General features: G+C 54.3%; 17 protein-coding genes. 9 read left to right on the top strand and 8 right to left on the bottom strand.

The window, feature by feature from the left end; genetic code table 11:
• Positions 1-68 precede the first annotated feature (68 nt).
• The 6 genes from NQE15_RS06885 (at position 69) to NQE15_RS06860 (ending at position 4332) form a co-directional block, all read left to right on the top strand.
• Positions 69-359, top strand: a complete 291-nt coding sequence (locus tag NQE15_RS06885; RefSeq protein ID WP_265947808.1) for a hypothetical protein — start codon at positions 69-71, stop codon at positions 357-359.
• Positions 360-502: 143 nt separating this feature from the next.
• The gene (locus tag NQE15_RS06880) at positions 503-781 is read left to right on the top strand and encodes a hypothetical protein (RefSeq protein ID WP_265947806.1); all 279 of its coding nucleotides are present in this window, start codon (positions 503-505) and stop codon (positions 779-781) included.
• Between the two features lie 87 nt (positions 782-868).
• Positions 869-1054, top strand: coding sequence for a hypothetical protein (locus tag NQE15_RS06875; protein ID WP_265947804.1), 186 nt, complete (start codon positions 869-871; stop codon positions 1052-1054).
• 16 nt (positions 1055-1070) lie between these two features.
• Positions 1071-2009, top strand: coding sequence for a hypothetical protein (locus tag NQE15_RS06870; protein ID WP_265947802.1), 939 nt, complete (start codon positions 1071-1073; stop codon positions 2007-2009).
• A gap of 84 nt (positions 2010-2093) precedes the next feature.
• The gene (locus NQE15_RS06865; protein ID WP_265947800.1) at positions 2094-3707 is read left to right on the top strand and encodes a primase-helicase family protein; all 1614 of its coding nucleotides are present in this window, start codon (positions 2094-2096) and stop codon (positions 3705-3707) included.
• Positions 3708-4056: 349 nt separating this feature from the next.
• Positions 4057-4332, top strand: coding sequence for a hypothetical protein (locus tag NQE15_RS06860; protein WP_265947798.1), 276 nt, complete (start codon positions 4057-4059; stop codon positions 4330-4332).
• A gap of 557 nt (positions 4333-4889) precedes the next feature.
• On the opposite strand, the gene NQE15_RS06855 is transcribed toward NQE15_RS06860, so the two are convergent.
• The 5 genes from NQE15_RS06855 to NQE15_RS06835 all read right to left on the bottom strand — a co-directional run bounded on the left by NQE15_RS06855 (position 4890) and on the right by NQE15_RS06835 (position 7125).
• A complete protein-coding gene (locus tag NQE15_RS06855; RefSeq protein ID WP_265947796.1) occupies positions 4890-5234 on the bottom strand; it encodes a thermonuclease family protein in 345 nt (114 codons plus the stop codon).
• Between the two features lie 60 nt (positions 5235-5294).
• Positions 5295-5618, bottom strand: coding sequence for a hypothetical protein (locus tag NQE15_RS06850; protein WP_265947794.1), 324 nt, complete (start codon positions 5616-5618; stop codon positions 5295-5297).
• Between the two features lie 138 nt (positions 5619-5756).
• Entirely contained in the window at positions 5757-6116 is a 360-nt protein-coding gene (locus NQE15_RS06845; RefSeq protein ID WP_265947792.1) for a hypothetical protein, read from the bottom strand.
• A 107-nt stretch (positions 6117-6223) separates the two neighbouring features.
• A complete protein-coding gene (locus NQE15_RS06840; protein ID WP_265947790.1) occupies positions 6224-6472 on the bottom strand; it encodes a hypothetical protein in 249 nt (82 codons plus the stop codon).
• Positions 6472-7125: a hypothetical protein gene (locus tag NQE15_RS06835; protein ID WP_265947788.1), complete on the bottom strand. Its 654-nt coding sequence runs from the start codon at positions 7123-7125 to the stop codon at positions 6472-6474. Before NQE15_RS06835 ends, NQE15_RS06840 begins: the two co-directional genes overlap by 1 nt.
• 402 nt (positions 7126-7527) lie before the next feature.
• Between NQE15_RS06835 and NQE15_RS06830 the strand changes: the two genes are divergently transcribed.
• Together NQE15_RS06830 and NQE15_RS06825 are read left to right on the top strand one after the other, a co-directional pair.
• Positions 7528-7824, top strand: a complete 297-nt coding sequence (locus NQE15_RS06830; RefSeq protein ID WP_265947786.1) for a hypothetical protein — start codon at positions 7528-7530, stop codon at positions 7822-7824.
• Between the two features lie 52 nt (positions 7825-7876).
• Positions 7877-8404: an alpha/beta hydrolase gene (locus NQE15_RS06825; protein WP_265947784.1), complete on the top strand. Its 528-nt coding sequence runs from the start codon at positions 7877-7879 to the stop codon at positions 8402-8404.
• Between the two features lie 17 nt (positions 8405-8421).
• On the opposite strand, the gene NQE15_RS06820 is transcribed toward NQE15_RS06825, so the two are convergent.
• Positions 8422-10047 carry a recombinase family protein gene (locus NQE15_RS06820; protein WP_265947782.1) on the bottom strand — a complete coding sequence of 542 codons (1626 nt, stop codon included), beginning with the start codon at positions 10045-10047 and terminating at the stop codon, positions 8422-8424.
• A 36-nt stretch (positions 10048-10083) separates the two neighbouring features.
• Here NQE15_RS06820 and NQE15_RS06815 point away from each other — a divergent pair, with 36 nt between their 5' ends.
• Positions 10084-10890, top strand: a complete 807-nt coding sequence (locus NQE15_RS06815; protein ID WP_265950158.1) for a class II glutamine amidotransferase — start codon at positions 10084-10086, stop codon at positions 10888-10890.
• Here the strand turns inward: NQE15_RS06815 and tatC are convergent, their stop codons facing one another.
• Complete coding sequence (tatC, locus tag NQE15_RS06810; RefSeq protein WP_265947780.1) at positions 10891-11748, bottom strand: twin-arginine translocase subunit TatC; 858 nt, start codon at positions 11746-11748, stop codon at positions 10891-10893.
• Positions 11723-12088, bottom strand: a complete 366-nt coding sequence (tatB, locus tag NQE15_RS06805) for a Sec-independent protein translocase protein TatB (RefSeq protein ID WP_265947778.1) — start codon at positions 12086-12088, stop codon at positions 11723-11725. Before tatB ends, tatC begins: the two co-directional genes overlap by 26 nt.
• Between the last annotated feature and the right edge of the window lie 27 nt (positions 12089-12115).

Genomic DNA, 12115 nt, shown 5'->3' with positions numbered 1-12115 from the left:
GGGAATTTTCTGGCTATGTACACGACCGCCAGATGAGGAAAGAATAGAACCAGCTGAGAAGGAGGTGAATGATGGTGAAGTTCCGGTTTCCTGTGGGTCAGATGGTTGCTACACCAGCCGCTTTGAAGGCACTTGAGTCGGTTGGCGTTGTCGTGTTCGACCTGTTGCTCCGACACGGAGCAGGCGACTGGGGTGACGTTTGCGCCGAAGATGCTGAAGAGAACGAACGGTCTTTGAGAATGGGCAACCGCGTCCTGTCGAGCTATACGGTAGGGACCGGAAGTGAACCCGTGAAGGTCTGGATAGTGACCGAGGCAGACCGGTCGGCAACGACGGTGTTGCTCCCCGAAGAGTATTGATAATTTCCGCAATGTTTAATAACAAACTCTTAGAGCTACATCTTAATGCTGTTACTGAAGATTTGATGTTGCGCTGAAATCTGGCCTAAATATACCCGAGCCGAAACAAATCGGCCCATCGAAAACAAGAACGAGAGTCCGGTATGGACAGGAGGCAGAAGATGGTTACGTGGATGGTAGGGGGGGACAACTTCAGTCCGGCAATGATAGATAAATGCCGAGAGCAGGCAGCGAGCCTGTTCTTTGAAAACGCGTTCGGGCGGCATATCAGTGCGGTCAGCACAACGGTCTTGCCGGACGGGAGGGCTGGAATCATGGTCGAGCTTAGGGAGGCTGCCGAGGTCATCAACGACGACGACGTGGTGCTGGCGGTGCTGGAGGAGCTTTATGTGCCTCTAGATTGGGGGACTAGGCGTCTGTGAGCAGCACCCACCCCAGAAGTCAGGGCGGCAGAAAAATGCCCAGCCCTAAATAACAACAATAGCCGCATTAAGCGGCAGGAGACAAAAATGAACAGCAAGATTAAAGACACCATCACCGAGCCAGAAGATATCTTCGGGACGCCCGAATACGTTGATACGCCGGATATTGCCTCGCGCATGAGAGTAGCCAAGAAACTGCTCGATTTCCTACGGGATGGCTCAGCGCAGAGGGGCACGTCAACCAGCTCCGCCAGCAACAGCGCTCGTCGTTGAGCGACGGGAGGACGACATGGACGACAGCATATTTTCACTGAACGAGCAGATCATCGGTAAGGACCTTGAGAGACTGAAGCGTTACAACAATAGCTTCGTCAACGTTCGTGACACCCTGGCGCCGACGCAGATTATGGATGTTTGCGCGGATTTCGGGTTTGCGACTGCCGCCGTGCTCAAGGAGGACGGCAAGCGCACGGGGGAGAACGTTGCAGGCATTCGGGTGGCGCAGCTCGACTTTGACAATACCTGGACCGTTGAGGAGGCGACAGAGCATCCGCTTTATCAGGACTACGCCATCGGCCTGTACAGCACGCCGAGCCACGGCAAGGTTCAGGACGATCTGCCGGATAGCAAGGCAGTGATCATGAGCGATGCACAGGCTGCGGCAATTCGGACCCGAGTAGGCCAAGCGATGGTTCGATTCCGGCTTGTCTTCGTCCTGTCGGAGCAGTTGCCAGCCGTGCGTGTGCCGGCTTTCTATGCTGGGCTTTTCGCCGAGTTCCCTATGGCCGACGTTTCGTGCCGGGATAGGGCGCGGATGTTTTTCGGGAGCCCCAATGCCGTTGTGCGGATCGATAACCCGTTTGCTCGCCGCATGGACAAGGAACGCGTCGATGCCTTGGTCGTGGTCGGTCAGGCTAGTTCATCGTTGCCGGCCTGCAAGCCCGTTAAGAAACCGGCAGCTCAAGCAGTAGACGACTCTTCGCCGTCGGAGATGCCGAATGGCCAGCCGGAACGATTCAACAAGAATTTGATCGTCATTCTCGCCAACGGCGAGGTGACGACATGCAAGGATCTGCGAAAGCGGATGAAGTCAGGCTACGAGAATCGTCTGGCTTGCTTCAGCCCCTTCCGTCAGGAGAACCGCCCTTCGGCATTCGTGCAGAGGGACGCAATGGGCCGTCTGTACTTTAACGACACGACGGCTCGCAAGTCCTACGCCTACGCGTAGGGATCAACCCAATGGGAACAACAATAAGGAGAAAAAACCCATGAACAATGTAAACGACCCCGCCCCAACCTGCTTAGCGCCATCATGGCGGCGACCTTCGACGAGACGACGAAGCAGCAGTTCGTTCTTAAGGTCGCGGCAGCTGGCGACGCCAATGCGCTGATGGCGATCAGTGCCGAGATCAACGCGAAACTGCTTGAGGCTCCCAAAACCCGGTCTGAAATCTTCGCCGAGATTAATGACTACTTGGGGCTGATTCGGATCAATGGCCGTGCCGCCTTTTTGATCAAGGATCGCAAGGAATGGTTGAACAACAGCCTGGTAGAGGTTTGGTCTCCTGTTCGTGACGCGGAAGAATACTTGCTGCGTAATGGCGTCACTATCTTCGAGGAAGGTGTGACGCAAGACGGGAAGCCGACGCGAATCAACTGTTTCAAGCTGTGGCGGGCCAGTCCCGAGGCAGATTATTTTGCGGGCGTGACGTTCCAACCGGAAGGACCGAAGCGGTATCGCGAGCGTTTCAATTTGTGGAACGGCTGGGGAACCTCGCCGACTGCGGGCGACAACCATCACCTTTTTCTTGCCATGTTGCGTGACGGGTTCTGTGGCGGCAACGCCGAGTATTACGAGTACGTGTTGTCGTGGTTGGCTCATCTGGTGCAAAAACCGGCCGAACGTCCCGGCACGGCCATCGCCATCGTCAGCCATCAGGGGGCCGGTAAGGGGACGTTCATCGAGATCCTGACGGCGATGATCGGCGAGCACAACTGCTCCGGTGACATTAGCAACAAGGATCTGACCGGCGGATTCAACAGCAAGATCGCCAACAAACTGCTGATCAACTTGAACGAAGCCACCTTCAGCGGCAACCATGAGCAGGTCGAGTTCACGAAGAAGTTGATCACCGATCCGACGTTCCGGTGCGAGTACAAGGGGCTGGAGTCTTTCGACGCGCCGAATTATTCTAGGCTGGTCATTACGACAAACAACGTCCGCTGGGGACGGCTGGATGCCGACGACCGCCGTTACTTGATTCTTGAGCCGGCCAAGGATTTTCCGGCATCCCCGGAGTTTTTTGGCGACTTGCGCGAGGCGATGTTCAAGCAGGGGGGCGTGGAAAATCTGTTCCACTTCCTCAAGCAGCGCGACATTTCCGGATGGAAGGCGTCACAACTTCCGGCACGCACGACCGGCTTCGACACGCTGGAGGACAGCATGACCTCCCGGAGCGAGCTGAAGTTCTTCTATGAGCTTGCAGGCATTGGCATGGTGGAGAGCCACATGCTGGTAGCGATGCGTAGGGAACGGGTCGGTGTGCTCGGTGAACCGGATGACAACCTTTACATCAAGTGCGGTAGCTCGGTGAGCTTCGCCAACCTGTACGAAGCCTATCTCGTGTTCTGTGTGGGCAACCGGAGGATGGAACCGGTGGCGAAGAATAAGTTTTCGATGTTCATCACCGCCCTCGGGGGACGCTCGGTCAAAAAGGGCAACCACACCACGGTTTATTTGCCGGGGCGTGATGTGTTGAGAACGGCCGTGGCAAATGTGCTCGGCAAGTGGAAGCTGGATTGGAACATTCGCTTCAACGAGTCGGTTGAGTTGCTGGATGAATCGCCCGAACCAACGGACATGGCTGACGCTCAACACGAGGTAAGGAAGTTGAAGCTGATTGATCGCATGAAGGTGAGTGGGTAACAACGGCTGGCAGAAACCGTTGCCAAAGACGGTCCTCAAGTCTCGAAAACGGCTTGGGGACCGTTGTGTTTTGGGGGGGATGGCTTCCGGTTTTGACTGTTATTACTATCTTCAAAAATTTGAATTTATATAATTATCTTAGTCAGTGAGTGTGCTGTTCTTCTGCTGCAGGAGGCATGGGGACTGTCGGTAACGGCTTCTGCTTACGATTAGCGATCTGGTGGGGCAGGAGATCGGCAACACCGCAATAGATCTTGCTGCCGTCGTTGGGGGTGACACATAGGCGCCGAGGGATGATCAGTTGTCGCAGATAAATATCAGCAACAACCAGATCACCAAAGGAACGAAGATGACACTCGAAGAACTTGCCGTAGTGCAGAATAAACCCCAAGCAGTACCGAAGGCAGCAACACCAGCAGGCGACGTTGAGGAGACTCTGCTGCAGTTGGCCTATGACCAAGTGGACGGCAAGGAGGCGTTCGTCTGCATGTACGTCGTCGCCGGAGAGATCATCAACGCGCTGCACCGGATGGCGTCATACAACCCGCTGTTTATTGAACGCCTGAATCAAACCCTCCTCCAGTCTGCGGAACGTGCCAAGGCCGAAACAGCCCGGAAGCAGTGATTCATTTCTGTTGTGATCGGAAGCAACTGATTTCAGTTGCTTCCGATTTGCAATGCCATTGCTGTATTCTTATGACAAATCTCGGTTCACTGTTCAGAGGATACGTCATGGCAAACACAAAGACCACCGGCAGCAAAGCCGCTACATCGGCTTCAAAAACACTCCAAAGCAACTCAACCGGTTCTAGCTCTAAGGCGGCAGCGGGAAGTGCGCTGTCACAGGCCGGCGCTCCCAGAAAACAGACGTCACCTGCTGCCGCGAGTGCTGCCTCGAAGGTTCTCCAAGACGGCAGAACGAGTGCACAGTCAAAGTCAGCAGCGGGCAGTGCGTTGGCTCAGGCCAAAGGCAAGAAGTAGCTCACACGGGACGTTCGGCAGATCGGCATTGGTCCTTCATTCCAAAGCCGGCCTTTTGTCCTTGGCCTTCCTGAAGTCCCACGGTGGAACTGGATAGGGATCAGACCAGAGGCCGATCTTCCGCTCCCTTGCCGCGTCCTCCTCGGCCCCATACATCGCCCGGTCAGCAGCCGACTGTTCCTTCATGTATTTCTTGTAGTGTCATGCCAAGCCGGCTTTGATCTGCTCAAGGCAGATGTCGACTCCGTTCAGCGTGACCTTGCCGACGATCCGCTTGTATCGGTCGAGCTTCCCATACTCCACGGTCACTGTGCGCCCCATCACCATGTCTGACAGGTGCCGCTTGGCCTTGGCACCGAAGGCCTGTCTTCTTTCAGGGGTGTCAATGCCGGCCAACCTGACCTTGTATTGAACCCGGTTGTCTTCCAAGACGGTCAGGGTATCACCGTCGGCTATGCGAACCACTCGGCCGATCAAGATGTCTGCCAGCACGCAATTCGACAGCAGAACAAGGGCGGCAAAGGCCAAGAGACGGCAGATTTTCATGCCGTGATATTACCGCCGAAGCTGTGATGGCGGCAGCACGGGGCTGCCGTCATCTGTAGCTCATGCCGGAATCTGCATCAGCCTGTTGAGCAGTTCCTTAGCCTCCGGATGGCCGATATCCAGCAGGGAGATGAACCGAGAAGCGACGATCCTGTTCTTCTCGCGTTGGGCCTTGTTCATCTGACGGATCAGATTGCGATCAAAGCCACGTCCCGGAGCCAAGTTCTTAATCGTGCGCTCGACGAGATCGTTGATCTCGGCGTCCAGCTCTTCGATACGCGCCTTGACCTGTTGGCCGGTCAGCTTGGAGAGGGGGACACGGCGAGGCTTTTCGGCAACAGGCTGGACGACTTGCTTGGTGGTCGGCTCGACTTTAGCGGACATAGTGATCTCCTAGAATGTCAATGCATATTGCATACACATCCTATCTCGCCTCTTTAGGCGTGTACATCACCTTGATTAAAAACACTATGTCGGACAATTGAACGCTCGGCGAAAGAGCCAATGAAGCCATGCGTCATGTTATGACACCACACCTCGAACATAGTTAAAGCCTAAGAAAACGACGCAGCCTGCACAAGCTAGGCGAAGAAATATAACGAGAGAAATACCAGCAGCGGCGATCTTGTCCCAGCTTTGGCTTCGGCGAGCCGAAGTAAATAGCATGCCCCAGATAAACGAGAAACCGATAAATGTGCCAGCAACTACGCCGAGTGTTGGAAGCCAGGGCAAAACAAAGAATGACCAAATGGCAATAACGATAAGCCCAAGGTTGCTCAGAAAAGTGATGGGTATGGAAGCCACGACAAGCACATTTGAAAATGTCGATGATGCAGTATCTTCGACACGACCAACCCCAGCTTTGTCGAGGCTTGCTTGCATGACCCCCGTGGCTATTGCTACGAAAAGGGCGAAGTAGAAAGTGGGCATAATTCTCGATTTGGGTATTGTGCGGCACTCATACGCCGGGTGAGGGGGTAGAGCTGATTCTATCCGAGCGGATTTTCATCAGTTATTGCAAACGCAGGTCGATTTTTTGCGCCGTCTATAAGCCGTTTAAGTTTATTAACATCGTTTGTCAGCTCCTCTATCTTTTCGTTGCGCTGAGTTATGTCAGACTCAAGAGCTTTTATTTTTGTTTTCGCTTCGCCAAGCTCCTTGCGTGATTCGCTTAACAACAGGCGAAGATTCGCATTCTCCGGAAATCCGCGAATAAATCCAACAATGCTTTTAAGCATTAGCAGCTGCCTTTCGATACAACATTGATGACTCGGGTCTTGCCGTTCTCGCTTGGAAATGTTTTGAACAGTGCCTCGAGAATTTCATCAAACACGCCGTTGATGACTGGACAGCTTCCTATACTCTTCGCACGCAACTCAAAGGTCTTTGCCGGGATGGTCATTGAATTGTTCGCTTTGGGAACAATGTCGATGGCAATCACTCGCGTGTACGCAGTTTGCGCCCCTACCGATGCGCCTACTACGCCGAAAGAAGGCATCCTGTAAGAAGTCCCACTGTATGCCGAAGTTCCCCGAGGCCCAGAGATCGTTCCTGAGGTATAGGTGGTTTCGCCGTCCGTCTTTCCGAATATCGGAACCGAGACCATTTCTGTTTTTCCGCTATCTATGCCATAAGAGACAACTGCAACGTACTTCGCCTCTTGGGGCGGCGCGATCGAATAACCCACGCCAACAAGCTTCTGTTCAATCTTTGCTTTGTGAGCCTCAAACTCCAGACTGTGGACAATGGTGGGATCGGCGGAAATAACGTAAATCTCTCCGCGCTCTAGGAAGTCCTTACCGTAGAAATGTGTTACCCGCGTTTCCACATGCGTGCAACCGGCAAGGCCTAGAGCCATGGCGATAGCACCAGCATAAGCGACAAGTCGCATGTTACTGCTCCCATTGAGTGTTTAGTCAGCGAGCATACAGTCGTCATGTGAGGCATGCAACCATCGTTTCTCTAGTGGACAGTGTTTTGATGCGTCTAGCTCGGGATTCAAACCTCTAGCGGGGATTAACTATTTTAAACATTCATTTAATACTGAACGAAACTTCGATCCAAAACTGATATCTTTCATTCACAACTCCATTCAACCCGTTGAACAGAAACGGATAATAACGGGAAGTTGCTCATTAACTTTTGAACAGAAGTTAACGATACTTCGCCCCGGCATCGGTAAGCATTATGGGGCTATGTACACCGTTAAGTAGGCGGGGAAGAATAGCCAGCATAGCTATCGGATCTCCGGACACCCGGCATTCGACGCCCCCTTACCCGAACGGAGTCAATCATGGTCAAAGCTCTCTTTCCACTCGGTGAAATCGCCGTGACTCCCTGCGCTTACGACCTGATGAAGAACTTCAACCTCAACTGGATCTGGTTCATTGCCCGGCATCAGACAGGGGACTGGGGTGACATATCAAACGATGACCAAAGGGTGAATCATCAGTCAGTGAGCAATGGCAGCCGCATCCTGTCTGCTTATGACGTTGCTCCTGTCGATGAGATGAATACTCACAGGCAGCTGTGGGTGCTAACCGAAGCGGATCGGTCATTCACGACGATCCTACTTCCCGAGGAATACTGAAGGGATGCGGCATAAAATATCTGGACTGACGCCGTCTTTCTAAAAACCGCTTATGCACACCAACAAAACTCTCGTCCTCTTCGCCCACGGCAAGGAATCTGGGCCATGGGGCTCCAAGATTAAACATCTGGCTGCCATTGCCGAGCGCCACGGTTGTAAGGTCCTCAGTCCCGATTACAGCGATCTAATCGATGCGGATGCCCGAGTTAGTCGCTTGCTATCTATGGAGTTGCTGCCTCATGGCCGGTTGGTGTTGGTGGGGTCCAGCATGGGCGGTTACGTCTCCACAGTCGCTTCGCAAAGCTTGAAACCGGCAGGCCTATTCCTGATGGCACCGGCCTTCTACATACCGGGTTATGCGGAACAGTCGCCAGTTTCAGGTGCGATATTCACCAGCGTCGTGTTCGGTTGGCAGGACGAGGTGATTCCAGTTGAACATGGCATCCGCTTCGCCCAGCAGCAGCGTGCAGAACTACATGTGCTGGATGGCGATCATCGACTAAACAGCGTATTGCCCGAGGTGGGAATACTGTTTGATCAGTTTCTTACAACTGTACTGAGTGCTCGCCAACAGGCCTGATTGACACAGAGGCAAGACTACAACTTGATAGTCCACTCCCCGTCAGGCTGCACCAGCCTCAACATCCCGTTTCTGAACTTCACGGTGAAACTCCGGACAGGATCAGGATAGATGCCAAGATCAGCGTTTGCCTCAAACGGTGCCAGCATTGTCCCGGCACTAAACACCTCAATTGAATCGACGATGCTGGCGATGTGGTCCGCAATTGCATAGCGAAGTATGACGCGATCCTCGCACTCCTCCGCCTTGATTTGGGCGTACAGCACCTTGATCTGCTCAATGCTCTGATTGAGCCGCGACTCAGAATGAAGATAGTCGTCGAGTTCCAGCGACTTCACCTTCAGTTCGATTTCTAATTCCAGCCTTTCTGCTTCGAGTTCCTTGAGGCGCATTACCAAGGGTGACAATGCCCCTCCTTCTTCGATAGCACTGGTGATTGCTTTTGTGCGAGCGTCGTTGTCAGTGATACGGCCACGTACCCCATCAACATCGTCTCTCAGTCGCACATTCCCATTCTTACGCCCCACCAGCGTCGAGACTTCCACCTCCCGAACAAAGGTCAGGAATGATTCCTCGAACTGCTCGTAGTGCCAAGGTTTCGCCAAACAGCCGAAACCCCGACGCCCGTTTTGACAGACCATGTTGCTGCGTCGGACACCATTCACCTTGCCTGCATCGACCTGCATCAGGCCTCGGCAATAGCCGCAATGAAGCAGATGCGTAAACAGATTGGTCTTGGCAGGCGAGGCACGCCCGCCCTTTGACTGCTTCGGTCTTGGCCGTGCCGCGTAAAACAGCGATTCATCTATGATTGCCGGGTAATAGCCCTTGATCACAGTGGGCTCCACCGCCTTTTTGTCGACTACCAGATTGCCAATCACGGCTTCGGAGTTGATAACGTAGGCGACGGACGATGTTCCCCACCCCCTTTCCACCCGCTCGGTGGAGTAGGTTGAACCGGCAGGCGATTTAATGCCCCGCTCGTTGAGTCGCTTGCTGATCAGCAGGTACCCCAATCCGCTCTTCGCCCATTCGAAAATCTGGCGCACCACTTCAACTTCGTCAGGCTTGACCACGAACTCACCGTTTTTGTCGGGTAGCGATAGCCAGAACGGCACCTTGCGGGTAATCTTCTTGCCTGATTCGGCAGCGAGTTTCTTTGCTTGCTTCCACGAAGCTTGGCGACGAACACTTTTCGTCAGCGATTCATCGTGCGAGCGCATCATTATCGCGATGCTGATGATCAACTCGACCGAATTTTTATTGATCGAATCCTTGCTGTAGACCCGATTGTCGGCCAATGTGACAATGACTATCTCATGTTCGATGATATTCAGGAAGATTCGCAGTGCATCAGCGACTTCGGCGCGAGACAGACGATCCAGCGACTCAACGAGAAGATGTGACCCCGGCTTTACTATGCCTTTCTCGATAGCCTGAATGAAAGCACCGAGATTTCCTTTCTCAACATTCGCTTTCCGAAACGCCGACACGCCGAGATCGCGCATATTAAGCGTCGTATCGAGTTCCAATCCATGCTCGGCGGCGTAAAGTTGTGACTTCTCCAACTGCCTGCGCAGCGAATCTCCCTTCATCTGCTCCGGCGTAGAGAAGCGAATGTATGAATAGGCTTTAGTGGTCATTGTCAAACCGTAACATGGAACCGGAGGTAACGTAAAATTTGCCAATTGTTAGGCATGAACTGCAACGTGCCGACCGACATCTGCTTCTCCTTCACCGGCTTCCAGTCGCGCGGCGGCGGCACCGATGTCCATTCCGACGGCTGGGGCATCGCCTTCTTCGAAGGCAAGGGAACGCGCCTTTTTCTCGATCCGCAGCCTTCATACTGTTCGCCGGTCGCCGAACTGGTCCGCCATTACCCGATCCGCTCGAAGAACGTCATCGCCCATATTCGCAAGGCCACCCAAGGATCGATCGGATTGGAGAATACCCATCCCTTCATGCGCGAACTGTGGGGGCGCTACTGGATATTCGCCCACAACGGCAACCTCTTTGATTTCAATCCCGAACTTGACGGCAGTTTCTTGCCGGTCGGACTGACCGACAGCGAGCGCGCATTCTGCTGGATGCTCCAGGAGTTGCGCCGCAAATTCGGCAGCACAGCACCTGAACGCTCGGTCCTCTTCAACACAGTACAGGCACTGACGCTGGAAATCACGAGGCATGGCGAATTCAACTTCCTGCTGTCGAATGGAGACTGGCTCTTTGCCCACGCCTCGACCAAACTAAGTTTTGTCGTGCGACAGGCGCCATTCACTCAGGCCCACCTGAAGGATCAGGACGTCACGGTCGATTTCAGCGACATCACCACACCGAATGACCGGGTAGCGGTAATCGCCACGCTACCACTCACTGACAACGAGGCATGGCAAGAAATGCCGGCTGGAACCCTGTGGTGGTTTGAAGAGGGCTCTCCGGTCCGGACACTGGCGACGATGCCCGGACCGGCCAAACGGCCGGCCTGATTATTTGCCGCTCAGCTTGCGGAACTCTTCTTCCGCCTGATCCATCGCGGCATCCGAAGCAGCCGGACTCGGTTCATCAGCCACCGCATCCTCTGGCACCGGCTTGGAGACCAGGCGCGAAGCCAAAATGCCAATTTCGTAGAGCAGGCACATCGGAATCGCCAGCGACAGTTGCGAGACGACGTCGGGAGGTGTGACCACGGCGGCCACGACGAAGGCACCCACAACAAAGTAGGAGCGCCATTCCTTCAGCTTCTCGACCGTCACGACGCCGAGCTTGACGAGGACGACCAAGGCCACCGGAACCTCGAAAGCAATCCCGAAAGCCAGGAACATGGTCATCACGAAAGACAGATAGGCTTCGATATCCGGCGCCGGCGTGATGCTCTTCGGGGCAAAACTCGATATGAACTGAAAAACCTGTCCGAAAACGAAGAAATAGCAGAAAGCCATGCCCGACACGAAGAGCAGAGTGCTGGAGACGATCAGCGGAATGCCCAGACGCTTTTCATGAGCGTACAAGCCCGGCGCGATGAACGCCCACGCCTGGTAGAGAATGAATGGCAAACCCAGCACGAACGCGACCATGGCGGTCACCTTGAGCGGCACCATGAACGGAGTGATGACCCCTATCGCGACCATCTTGGTCCCTTCGGGAAGCGCCGCCGTAAGCGGTGCCGCAAGCAGGTCGTAGATTTCGCCGGGCCCTGGATAGAAGCACAGGATGCCAAGTATCACGCCGACCGCGATCAGACTGCGCAACAAGCGGTCGCGCAACTCGATCAGATGGGAAATGAAAGATTCTTCGGGGCGGAATTCGACTGTGTATCGCTCATGCAGCGGGCTTGGCTGGAACATCTGCGGCTGACGGCACAGACGACGTTACTTGAGAAACAGCTTCCAGTTCACCCACGGCAGCCTGAACCGGCGTTTCAATGCTGCTGCGCGCCGTTTCATATTCCTTGCGGACTGAGGTTTCCAGCTCGCGGGCCGAATCGGTCACCTGGGTCTGCAGCTTTTTCAGTTCATCGAGCTGGATTTCGCGGTTGATATCGGATTTGACGTCGCTGACATAACGCTGGGCCCGCCCGAGCAGATGCCCCAGCGTGCGCGCCACCTTGGGCAGTCGCTCCGGCCCGATGACGAGCAAGGCGACGATGCCGATCACAATGAGTTCGGAAAAGCCGATATCAAACATTCATGGAAGCTCGGAGGACGAACGGAA

Origin of the sequence: Dechloromonas sp. A34 (genome assembly GCF_026261605.1) — a bacterium.
GTDB lineage: Bacteria > Pseudomonadota > Gammaproteobacteria > Burkholderiales > Rhodocyclaceae > Azonexus.
This window is presented reverse-complemented; position numbering and strand designations above follow the sequence as displayed.